We start from the raw sequence: 17,032 nt of genomic DNA on the forward strand, positions 1-17,032 counted from the left end.
AGATGTGTATAAGAGACAGGATCAGGCCGGATCAGGCCGGTTCGGGCCGCTTCGGGCCAGATCAGGCCGTGAAGGTCCAGGTCATCGGGACCGAGGCGGCGAGGCCCTGGTAGGTGTTGCCGGCCGAGGAGTCGAGGGTCACCGCGAAGTTGAAGGGGACGGTCGCGCCGGCGGCCGGAGCCTGCGGCATCGTGAAGGCCGACGCCGCCGCACCCTTGAAGCTGGCGAGGGTGCCGCTGAACACGGTGGTCGAGCCGGAGGTGATGACGAGGTTCATCTTGGCGCACAGGTCGGTCGCGGTGCCGTTGGCCGAACCGTTCGCCGACTGGGTGCAGGTGGCGCCCGGGTTGAGCGTGAAGGTGCTGGCGTTCGCGGTGCCCGTGTTCTTGATCGAGATCGCGGTGTTGACCGTGTTGCCCGGGGTCATCGTCGTGCTGCCACCGAACTTGTTGATCGTCGAGCAGGTCGCCGAGTTCGTCGAGACCGATCCGCCGTCCGTGCTGAGGCAGGTGACGGTCGCGCCGGCGTTCTGCTCCTGCATGATCAGCGTGCCGCTGGCGGCGGTGTTGCTGCTGTTGGTGATGCTCGCCGCGAACCCGGAGAGGGTGCCGGTGAGCGAGAGGGAGAGCAGGACGGCGGCGAAGATACCCGCGAGGAGCGCCACGGGGGCGAAGCGGACCCGCTTCAGTGCGGAGGTGCGGAGCTTGGTGGACACGGGGTACCTCTTCGTTCGGTGGTGGTTTCAGGAAGTTGGGGGAAGCAAGACCTTCGGGCTGTTTTGCTTCAATGGTTAAGATAGTCACTGGTTCACCAAGTTGACCACTCGTATACTTACCCCAGTGCGGGGGACGGCTCTTGTCCCCCCGGTACCCGACACGGAAGCAGGCCCTCGTGGCAGCAGTACGAAGCGACGACGAAGCGGCTGACCTCATGGCCGCGTTCACCGCCGTCGTGCGCGCGAACGCGAGTCTGGTGAGTCAGCTGAGCGCCCGTGCCGGCGTGCACGAGAACGCCCTCCGTGCCCTGGTGCTCATCAGTGACACCGGGTACTCCACGCCGACCGAGGTCGCCGGGTACCTCGGGCTGACCTCGGGCGCCGTGACGAACATGATCGACCGGATGAGCACCGCCGGCCTGCTCGAACGCGCACCGAACCCGTCCGACCGTCGAGGCTCCCTGCTGCGGCTGCTGCCCCCGGGCGACGACGTCGTGGCGGACTACCGGGAGCGGTACGCCGCGATGCTCCGGGCCGTCGACGGGGCGCACAACGGGGAGCTGCACGAGGTGCTCAACGACCTGGCGACGAGTCTGTACGAGCAGGCTGCCGCCGCGTCCTGATCTCGCTCGTGGGGATCGTGCGTCTACCTGGTGTGGATCGCCCGTTCCTCTGTCGAGGTGAGGCCGGCACGGCGTTGGCGATCCGTCCCGCGGGCACGCTCGTCCTCGAGCACCCGCACGACGGTGTCCCGGAGGGGTCGGGTCACCCCGCCGGCGTCCGTGAACGCCACCGCGGAGCGCTGCGCGAACCCGACCTCCGACACCGGGATCCACAGGGGGAGCGATCGCGGTCCAGCCCAGTAGGCCACGTCGTGCGCAAGCAGGACGTCGTCGTCGACCACGACCAGCTCGTCGTCGAACCCGGTGACCTCCGCCACGCACCGGAAGAAGTCCTGCATCGGCACCGGAGCACCGACGGCGTTGACCGTGCCTACGAACCCGTCGCGCCCGGCCCGGACGAGCCAGGCCGCGAGGTCCGCGACGTCGATCACCTGGACGAACCGCTCCGCCGTCGTCGGCACCAGCACCGGCCCACCGCGATCGAAGCGTGCCGGCCAGTACCCGAACCGGTCACTCGGGTCGCCGGGCCCGACGATCAACCCCGGGCGTGCGATGAGCAGCCGTGACCCGAGCCGGAGCCGCGTCATGCGCTCGGCGAGGACCTTCGCGTCGGCGTACGCGGACGGGTCCTTCGGCTCCACCAGCCGGGCGGACTCGTCGGCGCGCGGTTCGTCGTTGTCCGCGTACACCGAGACCGTCGACACCAGGGTCCAGTGCGCGGCCCGGTCGGCGAGGGCGTCGAGCGCCGGGGCGACGAGTTCGGGGGCGTGGGCGAGCTCGATCACTTCGTCCCAGTCGCCGATGGCCTGTTCGTACGCGCCCGCCAGGGCTCGATCCGCCTGGACGAAGCGTGCTCCCTCGGGGACACTGCCGGTCGTGCCCCGGGCGAGGCAGGTGACGTCGGCACCCTCGGCCAACAGCTCGTCGACGATCGTCCGTCCGAGCCAGCCGGTTCCACCGAGTACCAGGACGCGTCGCACGGGCTGCGTCATCAGACGGGCTGGAGCGGTCGTCGTTCGCCGGCGGGGAGCTCGACTCGGATGCGATCGCCCGGCCGGACCGTTCCGCCGGTGAGCACGACGCTCATCACGCCGCCCTTGCGTTCGACCGTGCCGTCCTCGGCGCGACCGAGCACGGCACGCAGGAGCCCCGACTCGAAGCCGTTGATCTGCTGGCACGGGTTCCGCAGCCCGGTGACCTTGACGGAGGCATCGTCACCGAGGTGCAGCACCGTTCCCTCCGGCAACCCGAGCAGGTCGATGCCGCTCGTCGTGACGTTCTCGCCCATCTGGCCCGGCTCGACGCTGAACCCGGCCTCGGCGACCTCGTCGAACAGCTCGGCGTGCAGCAGGTGGACCTGGCGCAGGTTCGGCTGCGAGGGGTCACGGGCGACCCGGGAGCGGTGCTGCACGGTCGTGCCGGCATGGGCATCACCCTCGATGCCCCACCCCGCCACGAGCGTCACCGCGTCGACCAACGGCTTGCTGAACCGGTGCTCGGCGTCCTTGCTCACCGCGGTCACGCGCGGCTGGTCCATGTCGTCCCCACTCATGGGGCCGATTCTGCCCCATGGTCGCGGCGGCGCGAGTGCAGCGTCGGTCAGCGGCGCTTGCGCAGCGCGTTCGTCGCCCACAGCGAGACGGCGATGAGCACGGGCTGGAACAGCAGGCGGACGAAGCGCTTGGTGTCGGTGTCCAGGCCGAACCCGTCGCGGTGGTGCATCCACTGCGCGATGTTGCCGGGGAAGACCGCCAGGAAGAACACCGCGACGACCCACCCGACCGTCACCTGTCGCCGTGCCAGGAGCATCAGCGCAGCGCCGAGCGAGATCTCCACCACGCCGGAGGCGATCACCGTGACGTCGGTCGGCAGCGGCACGAACTTCGGCACCTGCGCCTGAAACTCCTCGCGTGCCACCGTCAGGTGGCTGATGCCGGCCCAGGTGAGCATCGCGCCGAACAGGATGCGGACGATGGTCCGGGGGCGGGTGGAGCGGACTGCGGGGGTGCGGGTTGCCATCGGGGTGGTGCCTTTCACGGTCGTGGTGGGGTTCGGTGGAGTGGGGAGCCGAGGTCAGTGGCTGCGGCTGCGGCTGCGGAGGACTCGGCGGCGGCGGGCGGCCTCGAACGTGATCGCGGCAGCGGCGGCACCGAGCGTGAGGATCCGGGCGACCGGACGGCCGCGGGTCGAGGCGGCCAGTCGCAGCCCGCCGACGAGTGCGAGTGCCCCGGCAGCACCGGTCGTGGTCGTCACCTGCCGGTCTTCGAGGTCGATCACGAACCGGGTCCCGCCGAGGGCGGTCGCTCCGATGGCCGAGCCGGTACCGATCAGGTCGCTCCCGGGTGCACCGCGGACCGCGGCAGTGGCGAGTCCGAGCCCGGACAGGAGTTCCAGAGCCGGGATGCCGAGTGCGTGCGGGACGCCCGGCTCGAAGCCCCGGCGCTGCATCTGCTGGGCTCGTGCGCGCGGCGGGGTGCGGCGAACCGTGGCGAAGCCGTGCCCGGTGAGCAGGCCACCGGCGACGAGGTCGATCCAGCTGGTCAGTTTCACGTTGTGCTCCATTATATTGTGCACAACCTAACACGTCGATGTGTGGAGTGGGCGTTAGCAACGTGCACCTACCCTGAACACGTGGAGGACGATGTCGCTGGCGGACCCGGTTGGATCATCAGAGCTGATGACCTCCGCCCCGTCGTCACGACCTGGAGGCCCTCCGAGCCGGCCTCACTGAGGATCCCCTCGCCGAGCCGATCGAATTGCTGTGGACCGGGAACGCCGGCGCTGCCCTTCATGTGCTCGAGGTGCTCCGGCAGACTCCACGAGTACGGGCGCTTGCTGCCGATTGCCATCGCGACCTCGGGGACACCGCTCATGCCGTGAGCGAGTACGACGTGCTCGTCGCAGAGTGCGTGGGTACGGCACTTGAGGCCGTGATGCGACAGCACCGCGGCAAGGCCCTCCTCGCTAACGGTGAAACGGAACGTGCAGTCGAGGACTTCCAGCGTGCCGTCGAACTCCGACGGACAGCCGACCCGGTGCTCCTCGCGTCGGCAGAGCAAGGCTTGGCGGTCGCGCGCGCTCGCGTGGACCGCGGGTCATCACAGCCGAAATGGCGTGCTACCGGATGGTGAGCTTCGAGCGCTCGAAGGGTTCTTGCCCCTGCCTCTGACCCTTGGTTGGCTTCGAAGCGCTGGTCTCACGGGGAGCCATCGGTCTGAAGGGGAACCTCATGCAGAAGAAATCGAGGTCAGCACGCTTCGCCAGAGCAAGATGCTGGTGGAACCATGGGGCCCGCGGCTGAAGCGCTGTGGCCACCGGCGATGGCATCGATGCTGTCCGCCGGCGGCTCACGAAAGCGCACGTCTCACTAGCTGATCCTCTGCCGAAACGCCGAGCGCTCATCTCGGCCAGTTATCCGGTACCGTCCGGGACGTGGGTGTCCTCTTCCTTGCGGTCGGAGCGGTGATCTGTATCGCCTGGGGCTGTGCCCTCGTGCTTTTCCCGAACCCGATCGCCCGCTTTGCGAGGAAGGTCGAAGGCGAGTTTTGGGGACGCCAGATCACTCCGGAGCTGACGCGGTTCATCGGATTCGGATTCTTTCTCGGAGGCCTCGTTGCAGCAGTAACGCTGGTCGTCTGACTCATCAGGTGCTGACGAGTCAGGTGCCCGCTCGAGGATCGCCTCGCGGATGGATCAGCCGAGCCTCGCGAGGCTGCGGGGAGGTTGTGGACGAAGTCGTGACGGTCATACCCGGGCTATGCCGCCAGCAGATCCGCGCGTGGACTGAATTTCCGCGGGTTACGCCTTGGCTCCTCGGGTGACGATAAAAGTGTCGAACAGTACCCGTTCGGACCGGTCGTTGGTGGACGCGTCGAGGGCGATGCCATCCCGGTCCTTCGGGACGTCGATGGGGATTCGGGTGGTTGCGCCGCAGTTGACGTCGGCTTCCCCGAGGCGTTCCTTCGTGTCGAGTGATTCGCCGCTGCCATCCGGTGTGGCGGTGAACGCGTGGATGGTGACGTGGACGGTCTTCGTGGACCGGCAAACCGCGAGGACGTCATACGGGCCTTCGAGGTCCTGCTCCAACGCGACGCTGGCGGTCGCCTTCTTCGGGTTGTCGTCGCCGAGGACGAGTCGGCCCCCGCCTCCGCCGTAGTCGCCGGCGTACCGCGACGACATCTGTGACATCCACGCCTGCCCGTAGTCCTCTGGCAGAGCGTCTTTGTGGCTGCAGCTGGTGAGCAGGAGCGCAGCACCCGTAGCGGTGAGAAGCGCGGCCGTCAGCCGCTGGTTCACGTTCAGCACTTGGCGATCATGCCTTACCGGCCGTGCGTTCGGCGACCCCGTGAAGTGGTGCCGGAAGGGGAAGAGACACGGTCGAAGTCGGGAACGCCATCGTCGCGGTGATGACGATCTCGGTGTCAGCCATTCTGCGGTGATGCCACGATCATTGCTGACCCGGAGCCGGGACGCGAGAGCACGCAGACGGTCTCAGTAGCCGATCCCTCATCGGGCGTCTGGTCGTCTTAGTGCCCTGGTGTCGGCGGGGGTTGAGGAGATCGCCGTCCCAGCTCAGGTCGTCATCTTCGTGCACCTCGAAGGCCTCGAAGCGGTCGTCCGCGAGGATGCTGGCGACGAGTTCGCGTGGGCCGGCGACGATCGTCGAGTCCCAGTCTTCCTCCGACGCGACGACCCAGGCGTGATCATCGGGCCAGATCAGCGACGTGTAAGGACCCTCCTGGCCGTAGCGGCTACATTCCCATCCAAACACGGTGCGCTGCGCCCACGTCGGTTCCGCAAGCTCGCCCAGGCTCGAGCTGAACAAACACATGTCCCGACCTGGCCAGTGCATCTGCATGCGAGCGCGCGCGAGCGCGTTCCGACCTCCCTCGGCCCAGTACGGGTTGCCGGTGCCTTCCCACGCTCCGATGACCAGGTCGTCCGGGGTCTGTGTCGCGGCTCGCAGGTGCGTGGTCAGGACCGCGAGATCCTCCGGATCGAACCACCCGTCGTCGGACTGACCGACACTCCACCCATCCGACCAGTCCCTGGTCTGCTCTTCGTCAGTGATGCGCCACCACTGCACCAGGGGATGCATCACCCGGCCGTTGCGACGCGCGACCTCAGCCCACCGCCAACGCGTGTGCTCAACGTCGACGGGATTACCCCACTCGTCGACCGTGTTCCGATCGGTACGGTGCGCATCCACCGGGTGCAGCAGCCTCGCGTACGCCTCGAAGCCCACGCCAGCGACTCCGCCGACAGTCGCCCATCGGCCGGCGCGCTCGACAATCCAAGCACCGCGCGCGGCTTCGGTCAGCAGAATCACCCCGTCAGCATGGCACCGCAGACGCCGGTGTCTCGCGCGAAGCAGTCTCAGTCGACGATGGTCCACCGGACGCGCGAAGGCTTGATCCAGCAGCCGAGCCGCTCGCGCGCCCCACGGGCGAGCGGCACCCAACCCGAATGCGCACCGCTCGCCCTGCTTGACCCACCGGCGGCTGCCTGGAGGGCCGCTCTCGGCTCGCTGGCGAGTGCTGGGGTCCTAACTCGTTGGTCGAGACCGACGCCCGCACTGCACGGCGCTAGCACTGAAGCAGACTCCCCTAGGCCAGGAACGTCTTATCTCGTTGAGTGGCGCAAGCAGTCATCGGGCGGAAGGTTTCACCAGGCCGTGGAGGTCCGCCAGAGTCAGCCCTTCGAGGCTGTCCGAGCGAGACCAGGCAGGGGCGAGCTCGATGGGCACGTCGCACGGAACGGCGAGGACGGCTGCGCCGCTGCGCACTGCCGCCTGCAGCCCGGTGGGTGAGTCTTCGACCGCGACGCACCGGCGGATCTCGACCCCGAGGCGCCGGGCGGCGAGCAGGTACGGCTCTGGGTCGGGCTTGCCGCGGCTGACGCTCTCCTCGGTGACCAGGACGCTGATGGCACCGGCGGGCAGGGCGGCCGCGACGACCTCGACGATGTTCATCGGCGAGGTCGTGACGATCGCCTGTTGGACGTCCGCGTCGTGCAGAACCTCGACGAGGGCAACGGCTCCTGGCCGCCACTGGATCTCACTGCGCAGCGCGGCTGCGACGTGTTCGGTCAGCACTCGACTGATGTCGTCTGTACTGCCGGGGACACCCTTCGCGCTGATCGCCGCGGCGGTCGTCTCCATGTCGGACCCGATCAGCTCGAAACCGTCACCGCAGCACTGCGTGCAGCCCGCTCACGACTGTTCCTCCGTTGCGGTCAGCAGCGCGGCGCCGATGGCGCCGCCGAGGTCATCGAGCGCCGTGCCGGTGATCTCCGGGACGGGTGCGGACGTCATGGCGGAAACCGTCTGCTGCATCGCATCCGCGAAGGCGGGCAGCAGTGTGGCGGCGCTGCCACCGAGGACGACTCGGTCGGGTCGGTACTGGGTCGCGAGCTCGATGATGCCCTCGCCGACGCGGGTGCCGTAGTCCTCGAGCACGCGGCGAGCTGCAGCGTCGGTGGTGGCCGAGCGTCGGAGTTCCTGCAGGTCTGGAACCCCTGTCGCGGCGCGAGCTCGACGCTGCAGACCGGACCGTGAGGCGGTCTGCTCGAGGCACGTCGCGCGACCGCAGTAGCAGGGTGCTGGTCCGTTGGGGACGGTGATGTGGCCGGCTTCGGCGTGGAGGCCGTCACCGCCACGAAGGATCGCTCCGCGGCGGACGACGGCCACCCCGACACCCGTACCCAACGTGAGCAGGAGCATCGCTGCAGCACCGGTCCCGGCACCGACCCGGTACTCCGCCAGCGCGGCAGTGACCGCGTCATTGTCCACGACGACCGGCACACCGAACGCTGCACCCAGCGCGTTCGGCAGATCGATCCCGGTGAGCGCTGGCAACGTGTCCTCGTTCCGGATGACTCCATCACGATCGATGGGCCCGCTCGCTCCGATACCGATCCCGGCGATCGGGCGCGCCGCACGCTGCAGCAGCGACTCGATGGCCGTCCGCAGCTCCGTGACAGCGGTGGTGTGGGAGGTCGGGGTGCTGATGGTGACGGCGTCGACGACATCGGTGGCGGCGACGAGCGCGATGCGGGTCGCTGTGCCACCGATGTCGAGGCCGATGCGGGCCGTTGAGGTGCTCATCGGTCGCTGATCAGAGCGCCGTCGTGACTTTGCTGCCGAATGCGAACGCTCCGGGCTCGACCCCGTTCTCGCGGGCGAGGTCCACGGCGAGCAACTGCGCAACGACAGCTCCGGTTGCGAGGCCTTCCAGCCGCGAGGAGGCCGGTGCGGCCAGCGTGATGGCGCCATCAATCTCGAGGTCGCCGACGAGGACCACCTGCGCGCCGGTTGCGACGAGGTCTGTGGCGAGGCGTCGAACGCTGCCGTCGGTGTCGGCGGAGCGTGCACCGTAGAGCACGCCGGTGAAGCCGGGGCCGGCGAGTTCGAAGGGGCCGTGGCGGAACTGCCCGCCGATGTGGCCTTCTGCGGCAACCTTCGAGGACTCCTTGGTGATGAGCCCGGCGAACAGCGCGGTGGCGGCGTTGTCACGGTTGCCGACCGTCGCGAACCGGGGGCGGTCGGCGCTGAGGGCGGTCACGGCGATGGCGGCGGTCGGCGTGGTGTCGATGACGTGCTGCACGGTGTCAGCAATGCGAGCCGCCTCCCGCTGAGCAGCGTGGACGTCGCCCCCGGTGGCGGCGGCGATGAACGCTTCGTGGGCGACGAGGGTGTTGAGGTAGCTCTTCGTGCTGACGGTCGCTTCCGGACCGCTGTGGAGCGGGAGGAACAGGTCTGCGCGCTGCGCGAGGGGGCTGTTCTCGTCGGCAGCGATGCCGATGACGGCGCCGGGGCGCTGTCCGCCGTCGATGCGGTCGAGGAGCTCGACGACTTCACCGCTGGCACCCGACTGGGATGTCGCGACGAGCAGCGTGTCGTCGGTGAGGAGCTCTGGTGTGTCCAGGAGCTGTCCGGCATCGACGGCCCACGCGGTCTTGCCGGATGCGGTCAGGGCTCGCCAGGTGGGGATGCCGGCGAAGTGGGAGCTGCCCATGCCGGTCAGCACGATGCGGCTCCAGGGCCGCGCCGTGAGCTCGGCGAGCTGTTCGGGCAGAGCAGCTTCCGCGATGCGGTGCAGGGCGGCGGGCTGGTCGAGGATGTCGGCTTCGAACGGGGTGGTGGCGGTGGTCATGGGTGTTCCTTTCACGCGCTCGGGGCGAGCACGTCGAAGACGTGGCTGGTTTCGATGCCGAGCATCTTCACGGCGATGTTGGCGCCGATCATGGCGGTGGGGAGGTTGATGTTGCCGCGGGTGATGGACGGCATGATCGACGCGTCTGCGACGTAGAGGCCGTCGACGCCGTGGACCTTCCCGTCGGCGTCGACGACAGCCTGCGGGTCGGAGGCGGGGCCCATCTTGCAGCTGCCGGCGGGGTGGCAGTAGTTGACGATGTCGTCCAGCGGCGCGTGGCCGCGGGGCACCGGTTCTCCGAGGACGGCGGCGAGTTCAGGCTGTTCGGTCATCCGGTGGAGCAGCTCGAGCGACTCTGCGAGGACCTGCCGGTCGTAGCCCTCGGGGTCGGTGCCGTACCGGTGATCGACGATCGGCTTGCTGATGTCGAGATCCTTGTTCAGGGTGACGACGCCTTCCGACTTCGCCCGCATCGCCCCACCGTAGAGCGAGATGGGCGGCAAGCCAGGGTGTCCGGAGTTGCTGCCGGCGACCATGAACACGTGGATGTCGTACGGCCCGTCGTCGCATCGGCTGGATCGTGCACGTCCGACGGTCTGCTCGTCGGGGAACCACCCGAGCTTCTCGAGGTCGGCGACGAGACCAGGACGGCCGGCGAAGTCGACCGCGACGCACGAATGGTCGAGGAGGTGCTTGCCGACGCCGGCGACGTCGGCAGTGACCGGGACGCCGAGTTCGTCGAGCTCGGAGGCGGGCCCCACGCCCGACTTCAGGAGGATGGCCGGGGAGTGGTAGGCGCCGGCCGCGACGACGACTCGTCCTGCGCTGACGTAGTGGGATCCGGCGTCCGTCGTGAGCCAGGCGCCGACGGCGACGCCATCCTGGACGTCGATGCGCTCGACGGCGGTGAGCCCTGCGATGGTGAGTCCGGGCCGGTCGCGGACGGCGTCGAGGAACGCGAAGGCGGCGTTGTAGCGGACACCGTCGACGATGTTTACCGGCATCGGTCCGATGCCTTCCCCGGCGGCGATGTCGTCGAGGTCGTCGGCGAAGGGCAGCCCTGCTGCGGTTCCGGCGTTGACGAATGCGCGCTGCGGTTCGGTGAGTTCCGTCATCGTGTACCGGCGGGACTTGAAGCGGTCTCGCACCGTCTCGAGGATCGGGACCACGGACGCTGCTTCCCAGCCGGGGTTGCCCTCGGCTGCCCAGCCGTCGTAGTCGGCGGCGGCGCTGATCGAGACGGTGCAACCGTTGTGTGACGAGCAGCCGCCGACGACCCGTGCGCGCGGGAGGTCGAGGACACCGTCGCCGGAGGTGTTGTGGGTGGTGATGTCGTAGTCGTGGGAGAGCGGGATGGTGCGGGCGTCGAGGACGTCCTCGGGCCAGTTGCCGTCGGCCCGGGGGCCGTAGTCGGGTCCTGCTTCGACGAGGAGGATCTGCTCGTCGCTGTTGCCGGCGAGGGCGGCGGTGAAGGCGGCGCCTCCGGTACCAGCGCCGATGACGAGGGTGTCGACGCGTTCAGGGAGTGTCGGGGTGGGGAGTGCGGTGCTCATGGCGGTCCTGATTCGTTGCGAAGGTGGCTCAGTCGATGTCGGGGAGTTCGCCGGCGTGTTCCATCCAGCCGCGCTTGCCGGGGCGGAGGTTGCGGGCGAAGAGGATCACGAGGCCGCTGATGACGTAGGCGGCGGCGATGAACGGGGCGAACAGGATCGGGGACGCGGGCAGCGGAACGATGCTGTTGTACCCGATGAGGATCAGCGCGGCGGTGGAGATGATCGGGGCGATGACGTGCGCCCAGATGCTGAACTCGCCGGGTACACGCTTCCGGAAGAAGAGGAAGGCGGCGATGTTCATCATGATGAAGATCGGGATGTAGACGAACGTGCCCGTGGTGCCGAGCATGTTGAACAGGTTCACCGGTCCGAGCGGGATTCCGACGCCGAGGCAGATGATGAGTGCGACCGCGGACTGCAGCACGACGGCGACGAGCGGGGTGCGGTACTTCTCGTGCACGATGGTCAGCGCCTTGGGGAGAGCGTCGGTGCGGGCGATGCCGTAGAGGGTGCGGGTCGCGCTGGTCGTGCAGGCGATGCACACGCCGAGGCCGGAGTTCACCAGGGCGATGAGGACGATGATCGAGCCGCCCGCCCACAGCCGGTCAGAGAGAACGAAGGCGGGAGCGGTCGCTGACGTTGCCAGGGAGTCGAGCTTGTCGGTGCCCCAGCCGATCTGCAGTCCCCACGCGGTGACGACGTAGAAGACGCCGATGAGGATGAGGGATCCGATGATGGCTTTCGGGATGATGCGCTTGGGATCGCGGGATTCCTCGCCGACTGCGGCTGCGCTTTCGAACCCGGTGAAGGCGAAGATCGAGAGCACGACGGCGAGGAAGAAGCCGGAGGAGCTCGGGATGCTCGTCGGGTTGAAGCCGGAGACGTTGACCCCGCCGGGGCCGGGCGAGAACAGGCCGGTCACTGCCAGCCCGAGGCCGACGACCATCTCGAAGCAGGTCATGACGACGAGGAATCGGACCGAGATGGTGATTCCTCGGTAGGCGCAGGCGAAGCAGATCACGAGGATCACTGCCGAGTACACCCACCAGGGGACGCCGAAGCCGTACTTGCCGGAGAGTTCGCTCTCGAGGACGGAGCCGGTGAACGCGGCGAGTGCGGCGGGGACGATCGCGACGGACAGGCCGTACAGCCAGCCGACGATGAAGCCGGACTTCGGCCCGATGCCGGCGGAGACGTAGGTGTAGAAGCCGCCCGCGGAAGGCAGGTGCCGTGCGAGCCCGACCATGGGCGCTGCGAGCACGAGGCAGATCAAGAAGGCCGCGAGGTAGGTCAGCGGGGCGGCTCGGCCGGCCTGCGAGGTCGTGAACGCGATCGTGTAGAAGATGCCGAGCGTCGGCGAGATCTGCGCGATGGCTTGCATCAGCGCTCCGCCGAGGCCGATCGAACCGGTACCGAGATCGGTCGAGATGGTGTTGGGAGCCGGGTCCGTGCCGGCCGTAACTCGTTGAGCGTCGCTGGTGGTCATGAAGGTCTCCATCGGGTGGGCGTCGTTGCCGGTGCGAGAGAAGCTAGCACAGATCGAGCGTTAGTTCGAACATCGGAAGTGTTCATTAGACCGGCCGAATGTTCGCTTCGGTGTTTCCGCCTGGTTACGACTGTGTTCCAGAGCTCACGGAGCGCGGCTACGACGCGATGAGAACGGACCGACTGGCTTGTTCGAGAGCGGCCAAGGCGTCACCGGGCAGGTCTGCGCTCGTGACGACGCAGTCCGGCTTGGCGACCGCGCACACGTCGGCGAACGCGAGGCGCCCGAACTTGCCGGCATCCACTGCCGCAACGCACGTCGCGGCGCTGGCAAGCGCAGCGCGCTTGACCGCTGCGTCCTCGGCGTTCCACTCCGTGAAGCCCTCGGCGATGGTGAAGCCACTCGCCGTCAGGAGGTAACGATCGAAGTGGTGCCGTCCGAGGTAGTCGATCGTCTCGGATCCGGTAAGACTGAGTTCCCCGCGACGGGCAACACCGGGCGGGAGCAGCAGGGTGACGCTCGTGGACCGTTCGAAGGCCCAAGCTACGCGCAGACTGAGGGGGCAGACGGTCACTCGCCGGGTGGACAGCTCGGCGGCAAGGGCGAGCCCGGTCGACCCACCATCAAGAACGACGGTCTCACCGTCATGGACCAAGCCTGCGGCAGCGGCTGCGACGGCACGCTTCTGCGACGCGTTCATCCGCTCGCGCAGGACGAACGGCGGCTCGAAGCTCGCACTCGGCGTCAGGCGGGCGCCGCCGTGGAATCGTTCGACGAGTCCGTCTTGCTCGAGGGCCTCGAGGTCTCGGCGAACCGTCATCTCGGTCACGTCGAGTGCGCGAGCAAGCTCGGCAACGCTCGAGGTCTGCTGCCGCTGCAACGCAGCAAGAAGCGCTTGGTGGCGATCATCTTTCGCGCTCATCTTCGAAGTGTGCCCTCTCTCGTGCCCACCTCACCGTAACGAACGACTGCGTCACTTCAGGCGCCCAATGCGCCTTGACCGCCAGGCGTGCCGGAGCTCCGACGCCCTAGGATTCGGTCCAGATGAAGCGAGGGGGCTCCGTCTCCATCTGCACTATCCGCTGCGTGTTGACCGACCTGCTCGAGGTGTGGTGCGGACCGCGTTGTTCGACGAGCGGCAGGTGGCGCTTCCACTTGGATACTTCGACCTCCGGGCGAATCTCTTCGGTGCCCGGTCCTCGTGGAAGGAGCCCTTCACTCGGACCCGGTGACCGGTTCCGCCGCTGCGTCGGTGGGTGCCCAGTACGGGTGTGCGGCGTTCCCGGGGTCGTCGAGGACGAACGCCACGCTTTGTTCTGCACGAGTGACGCCGACGTAGAGCTTCGCTGCGGTGAGATCCTCCAACGGGGTGCCCTTCTGTAGCAGCAGTCGCATCTTCGCCGTGGGGACAATGAGGACCCGATACCGGGTCAGCCCCTTCGCGTTTCCGAAGGTCAGGAAGTCGAGGTGGTCGTGGGACTTCAGTGCGCGTTTGTCCCAGCGAAGCGGCTGCGGGGCGAACTCCTGAACGTACGCGTGCACGTGGTCGGTGTGAACGAGGAAGATCCCGTCGTGGTCTGTGCGGTGCTGGTTCTTCGACACGGTCGCCGGGAAGTCCCATGTGCCATCGAAGAGGGAGTCGGCGAACAACGCGACGGCGGGATGGCATCGCCACGTCTGTTCACGATGCGTGATCCGCAGCAGCCCCTGCCGCTCCTTCAGCCGGAACCAGTGCCAAATCTGCATGTTCTTGTACTGCGGGTGCTTCCGTTCCTCTCGGTTCGTGGACAGCACCGCCTGACGCACGTCGCCCACCATCGTCAGCGGGACAGTGCAGCGCAGCAGCGCCTCGAGGAGGTCGAGGTCATGACCGGTGAGGTCTTGCACCTCGTCGATGTAGATGTGGTCGTAGGCGCCTTCGAGCCGTCGCAGCGGCAACTCTCTCGCCCGTTCGATCAGGAGCGCAGCGAGGTGGGGCAGGTGGACTCGGCGTACGAGCCCGGTTGGGGTGAAGTATCGGTTCCGTGCTTCCGCAGACACACCGCGCTGATAGGGGCTTTCGTTGTCCATCCCAGTGATCTGCTGCCCGGGGAACATGAACGGCAGGTACGGGTGGAGGACGTTCTGGAGCAGGAACGTGAACCAGCCGACCACGTCCACGTCCGCGGCGAGGTTCGATTGCGCGAGCCGGCGCCGCAGTTCAATCTGGTTGGTGACGGTGTAGGTGACGACGAGGATCCTCGCGCCAGCAGGGGCAGCGGTGCACGCGTCGATGATGCCTTGCGTCTTTCGCGATCCTGCGACCGCGAGGACGAGATCACCGCCGCTCACGGATGAACTCCATCGCGTCGACGAAGTACGACGGTGGTTTCAGTTGGATCGGGGAATCGGCGATCCGCAGTGCAGCGTCGGTCTTGTTGTTGCCCATCCAGGTGGTGACGCCAGCCGCATCAGTGATGCCGAGCACGGAGCGGAGTACTTCCTCATCGTTGGCGTGCACGATCTGTGGTTCGAGGGTTCGTCCCTCCTCAACGGCGCCGAACAGCAGCTTCCGACGGTCGTCGAGGAGATCACCGAGGTCAGCCCGCGCCTTGCCGATCTGTTCCTCGGACTTGCCGTCGTTGTCGCTGAGGATCACGCACTGCTTCCCGGACAGCTTCGCGAGTTCCAGGAAACGGCGCTGCGATAAGCCACGCATGGAGAACACGTCGATGCCGTCCTCGATGGGCCGATGATGCCACCGGTCGCGGTAGAACCGCTCGAAGAGCACCTCGTCGGAAGGTCCCTCGACGAGGACGAGCCGGTTCGCAAGGACGAGTCGTAGCGTGTCGAACCCGGGGAGCCGCCGGAAGTACTGCACCGTGTCCGACGGCAACGCTTCGAAGGGTTGCACGGTGCCGTCAGAGACGAGTCGAAGCCGATCGACGCCCAGCCGGTTCAGGACGAACGAACTGTGGGTCGTGATGAAGACCTGCTGGTCGGCATGCGCGAGCGTGTTCACACGGTCGAGGAGCACGTTGAGGTTTGCGTGGGATAGGTGGTTTTCCGGCTCCTCGACCATGACGGCGCCGGCGGCTTCCGCGTGACGGCGCATCGCGAGGACGATCTTCGCCACGGCCTGCTGCCCTTGCCCCGCCAATGCGAACGGGACGTCGTCCACGTGGGGCACCACGCTGTTGTCCCACGACGTTCGCGAGGAATGGTCCATAGCGAGGGAGACGTGGCCGCGGTCGAGGAGTTCGTCGCCGCCGGCGAGTTCAGTGTTGACGCCTGCGAGGTGCTTGGCGGCGAGGGTTTCCTTAACGCGGCGGTACGCGGCGGAGACGGTGGTGCGTTCGTCGCTGCTGATGTGATCGCCGATGACCTGTCGGAGGTGGTAGTCGACGCCGGCGCCTGAGCGGACGGTCCGCGCGTCGATGACGGCGAGTTTCAGTGCCCGCGGCCGCTGCAGCAGCGGCACGTTCTGAAACGAGCGCCAGTCGACGGTGTAGTAGTCGGTCGGGACGAGCTGGGTGTCCCTGTCGGCCACGTAGGCGTCGAACTCTTTCCGGTACTCCTCGTTCAGCCGCACTCGAAATCGAAGGCCGGGGGCGTGCCCGACCGGTGCGTTGAGGTCGTCAGCTCCGACGAGAGCAGCGAAGGCGGGATCGTCGCGGAGCGTCACCTCGATACTGATCTCCGGCGGCGGCAGATGGGCACCTTCGGCGCTCGCGGCGAGGTAGGCCGCAACGTCGGTGCGGTTGAACCAGAACGGATTCAGCTCTTCGGCAGCGGAGCGCCCGTTGACGCGGCCCGTGACGGCGAGACCGATCGCTTCTAGGAGCGTGGATTTACCCGACTGGTTGTTCCCGACCAAGACGTTGAAGGCTGCGTGTGGCCGGAAATCAAGATCGCGGAACTTCCGGTAGCCGCGGATGCGTACACGCGTGATCATGTTGTCCCCCAGGGCGCCGTCCCGTCGGGTGCGGAACGCTTCCTCGTCACTGTCCCACGCCGCGCCGACATCGCAAGGGAGCGCCGCGGCTCTTCAATGGACCGAGTGCCTTCGCCACGTCGTGGACGCGTGCGGCAGGCGAGGTGGGAAAAGGTTGTTCGTTGAGGCGCTCGCTCTGTTCCACGGCGCTCGGTCGAATCCTAGAACCGACAACACCAGCACAGCGTCACGGACAAACAGGGGACGAAACAGACACTTCGTGTCACTTCCGGACAGTTTCGCCGCCCTCTTCACACGACGGATGTCGAACGATGAGACAGTTGGTCCGTATCAGCCCGACCAGCCAACCGCCCGCCAGTAGTTCATCCGTCAACCCCGCCTCGCTGACGGTCTGTCTGTCCAGTGGCATCTTTGGTGGTCACGTTTCTGCCCTTTGCAGAGAAGACTGCGTCCATGTCGCCATTTACGCGAGCAGGCGACCAGACATCACGCACGACGGAAGCCACCGCTGCTGCGGCCACCCCTTGCTAGCCATAGTTGCACCTACAGACCTTGAAGGAGTCTGGAG

Annotated in this window: 18 protein-coding genes; 3 read left to right on the forward strand and 15 right to left on the reverse strand. The window is 67.4% G+C overall.

Going from position 1 to position 17,032, the window contains the following annotated elements; translation table 11 throughout:
- Nucleotides 1-61: 61 nt before the first annotated feature.
- Entirely contained in the window at nucleotides 62-715 is a 654-nt protein-coding gene (locus DEJ30_RS15905) for a hypothetical protein (RefSeq protein ID WP_110862668.1), read from the reverse strand.
- 176 nt (nucleotides 716-891) lie between these two features.
- Here DEJ30_RS15905 and DEJ30_RS15910 point away from each other — a divergent pair, with 176 nt between their 5' ends.
- On the forward strand, nucleotides 892-1,338 hold the full coding sequence (locus DEJ30_RS15910; protein ID WP_146238622.1) for a MarR family winged helix-turn-helix transcriptional regulator: 447 nt from the start codon (nucleotides 892-894) through the stop codon (nucleotides 1,336-1,338).
- A gap of 23 nt (nucleotides 1,339-1,361) precedes the next feature.
- Here the strand turns inward: DEJ30_RS15910 and DEJ30_RS15915 are convergent, their stop codons facing one another.
- The 4 genes from DEJ30_RS15915 to DEJ30_RS15930 are packed head-to-tail and all read right to left on the reverse strand — an operon-like array spanning nucleotide 1,362 to nucleotide 3,888.
- Nucleotides 1,362-2,330 carry an NAD-dependent epimerase/dehydratase family protein gene (locus tag DEJ30_RS15915; protein ID WP_110862670.1) on the reverse strand — a complete coding sequence of 323 codons (969 nt, stop codon included), beginning with the start codon at nucleotides 2,328-2,330 and terminating at the stop codon, nucleotides 1,362-1,364.
- Entirely contained in the window at nucleotides 2,330-2,890 is a 561-nt protein-coding gene (locus tag DEJ30_RS15920; protein WP_110862671.1) for an MOSC domain-containing protein, read from the reverse strand. Before DEJ30_RS15920 ends, DEJ30_RS15915 begins: the two co-directional genes overlap by 1 nt.
- Before the next feature lie 47 nt (nucleotides 2,891-2,937).
- Nucleotides 2,938-3,357, reverse strand: a complete 420-nt coding sequence (locus tag DEJ30_RS15925) for a MauE/DoxX family redox-associated membrane protein (protein ID WP_027466888.1) — start codon at nucleotides 3,355-3,357, stop codon at nucleotides 2,938-2,940.
- Nucleotides 3,358-3,411: 54 nt separating this feature from the next.
- A complete protein-coding gene (locus tag DEJ30_RS15930; protein WP_146238623.1) occupies nucleotides 3,412-3,888 on the reverse strand; it encodes a hypothetical protein in 477 nt (158 codons plus the stop codon).
- Nucleotides 3,889-4,214: 326 nt separating this feature from the next.
- Between DEJ30_RS15930 and DEJ30_RS17955 the strand changes: the two genes are divergently transcribed.
- The gene (locus DEJ30_RS17955; RefSeq protein ID WP_146238624.1) at nucleotides 4,215-4,469 is read left to right on the forward strand and encodes a tetratricopeptide repeat protein; all 255 of its coding nucleotides are present in this window, start codon (nucleotides 4,215-4,217) and stop codon (nucleotides 4,467-4,469) included.
- Nucleotides 4,470-4,770: 301 nt separating this feature from the next.
- Nucleotides 4,771-4,977, forward strand: a complete 207-nt coding sequence (locus DEJ30_RS15940) for a hypothetical protein (protein ID WP_110862674.1) — start codon at nucleotides 4,771-4,773, stop codon at nucleotides 4,975-4,977.
- Nucleotides 4,978-5,136: 159 nt separating this feature from the next.
- On the opposite strand, the gene DEJ30_RS15945 is transcribed toward DEJ30_RS15940, so the two are convergent.
- The 10 genes from DEJ30_RS15945 to DEJ30_RS15990 all read right to left on the reverse strand — a co-directional run bounded on the left by DEJ30_RS15945 (nucleotide 5,137) and on the right by DEJ30_RS15990 (nucleotide 16,464).
- Nucleotides 5,137-5,643: a hypothetical protein gene (locus tag DEJ30_RS15945; protein WP_110862675.1), complete on the reverse strand. Its 507-nt coding sequence runs from the start codon at nucleotides 5,641-5,643 to the stop codon at nucleotides 5,137-5,139.
- Nucleotides 5,644-5,785: 142 nt separating this feature from the next.
- Complete coding sequence (locus DEJ30_RS15950) at nucleotides 5,786-6,667, reverse strand: hypothetical protein (RefSeq protein ID WP_146238625.1); 882 nt, start codon at nucleotides 6,665-6,667, stop codon at nucleotides 5,786-5,788.
- A 318-nt stretch (nucleotides 6,668-6,985) separates the two neighbouring features.
- On the reverse strand, nucleotides 6,986-7,498 hold the full coding sequence (locus DEJ30_RS15955; RefSeq protein WP_110862677.1) for an HAD family phosphatase: 513 nt from the start codon (nucleotides 7,496-7,498) through the stop codon (nucleotides 6,986-6,988).
- A 51-nt stretch (nucleotides 7,499-7,549) separates the two neighbouring features.
- A complete protein-coding gene (locus DEJ30_RS15960; protein WP_181420181.1) occupies nucleotides 7,550-8,443 on the reverse strand; it encodes an ROK family protein in 894 nt (297 codons plus the stop codon).
- 10 nt (nucleotides 8,444-8,453) lie between these two features.
- Nucleotides 8,454-9,491 (reverse strand): SIS domain-containing protein, encoded by a 1,038-nt coding sequence (locus DEJ30_RS15965; protein WP_110862679.1) that lies wholly within the window; start codon nucleotides 9,489-9,491, stop codon nucleotides 8,454-8,456.
- 11 nt (nucleotides 9,492-9,502) lie between these two features.
- The gene (locus DEJ30_RS15970) at nucleotides 9,503-11,044 is read right to left on the reverse strand and encodes a GMC family oxidoreductase (protein ID WP_110862680.1); all 1,542 of its coding nucleotides are present in this window, start codon (nucleotides 11,042-11,044) and stop codon (nucleotides 9,503-9,505) included.
- A gap of 28 nt (nucleotides 11,045-11,072) precedes the next feature.
- Nucleotides 11,073-12,530 (reverse strand): APC family permease, encoded by a 1,458-nt coding sequence (locus DEJ30_RS15975; protein ID WP_181420182.1) that lies wholly within the window; start codon nucleotides 12,528-12,530, stop codon nucleotides 11,073-11,075.
- Between the two features lie 157 nt (nucleotides 12,531-12,687).
- Nucleotides 12,688-13,452 (reverse strand): DeoR/GlpR family DNA-binding transcription regulator, encoded by a 765-nt coding sequence (locus DEJ30_RS15980; RefSeq protein ID WP_110862682.1) that lies wholly within the window; start codon nucleotides 13,450-13,452, stop codon nucleotides 12,688-12,690.
- Between the two features lie 293 nt (nucleotides 13,453-13,745).
- The gene (locus DEJ30_RS15985; RefSeq protein WP_110862683.1) at nucleotides 13,746-14,861 is read right to left on the reverse strand and encodes a UvrD-helicase domain-containing protein; all 1,116 of its coding nucleotides are present in this window, start codon (nucleotides 14,859-14,861) and stop codon (nucleotides 13,746-13,748) included.
- Nucleotides 14,848-16,464 (reverse strand): ATP-dependent endonuclease, encoded by a 1,617-nt coding sequence (locus DEJ30_RS15990; protein WP_110862684.1) that lies wholly within the window; start codon nucleotides 16,462-16,464, stop codon nucleotides 14,848-14,850. The genes DEJ30_RS15985 and DEJ30_RS15990 overlap by 14 nt, the downstream gene beginning before the upstream one ends.
- Between the last annotated feature and the right edge of the window lie 568 nt (nucleotides 16,465-17,032).

Origin of the sequence: Curtobacterium sp. MCPF17_003 (assembly GCF_003224385.1) — a bacterium.
GTDB classification, from domain to species: domain Bacteria; phylum Actinomycetota; class Actinomycetes; order Actinomycetales; family Microbacteriaceae; genus Curtobacterium; species Curtobacterium flaccumfaciens.

What these genes read in the sequence shown, in the direction of transcription:
- DEJ30_RS15915 (WP_110862670.1), bottom strand. Translation starts at nt 2,330, where the DNA reads ATGACGCAGCCCGTGCGACGCGTCCTGGTACTCGGTGGAACCGGCTGG.
- DEJ30_RS15920 (WP_110862671.1), bottom strand. Translation starts at nt 2,890, where the DNA reads ATGAGTGGGGACGACATGGACCAGCCGCGCGTGACCGCGGTGAGCAAG.
- DEJ30_RS15925 (WP_027466888.1), bottom strand. Translation starts at nt 3,357, where the DNA reads ATGGCAACCCGCACCCCCGCAGTCCGCTCCACCCGCCCCCGGACCATC.
- DEJ30_RS15955 (WP_110862677.1), bottom strand. Translation starts at nt 7,498, where the DNA reads ATGGAGACGACCGCCGCGGCGATCAGCGCGAAGGGTGTCCCCGGCAGT.
- DEJ30_RS15960 (WP_181420181.1), bottom strand. Translation starts at nt 8,443, where the DNA reads ATGAGCACCTCAACGGCCCGCATCGGCCTCGACATCGGTGGCACAGCG.
- DEJ30_RS15965 (WP_110862679.1), bottom strand. Translation starts at nt 9,491, where the DNA reads ATGACCACCGCCACCACCCCGTTCGAAGCCGACATCCTCGACCAGCCC.
- DEJ30_RS15970 (WP_110862680.1), bottom strand. Translation starts at nt 11,044, where the DNA reads ATGAGCACCGCACTCCCCACCCCGACACTCCCTGAACGCGTCGACACC.
- DEJ30_RS15975 (WP_181420182.1), bottom strand. Translation starts at nt 12,530, where the DNA reads ATGACCACCAGCGACGCTCAACGAGTTACGGCCGGCACGGACCCGGCT.
- DEJ30_RS15980 (WP_110862682.1), bottom strand. Translation starts at nt 13,452, where the DNA reads ATGAGCGCGAAAGATGATCGCCACCAAGCGCTTCTTGCTGCGTTGCAG.
- DEJ30_RS15990 (WP_110862684.1), bottom strand. Translation starts at nt 16,464, where the DNA reads ATGATCACGCGTGTACGCATCCGCGGCTACCGGAAGTTCCGCGATCTT.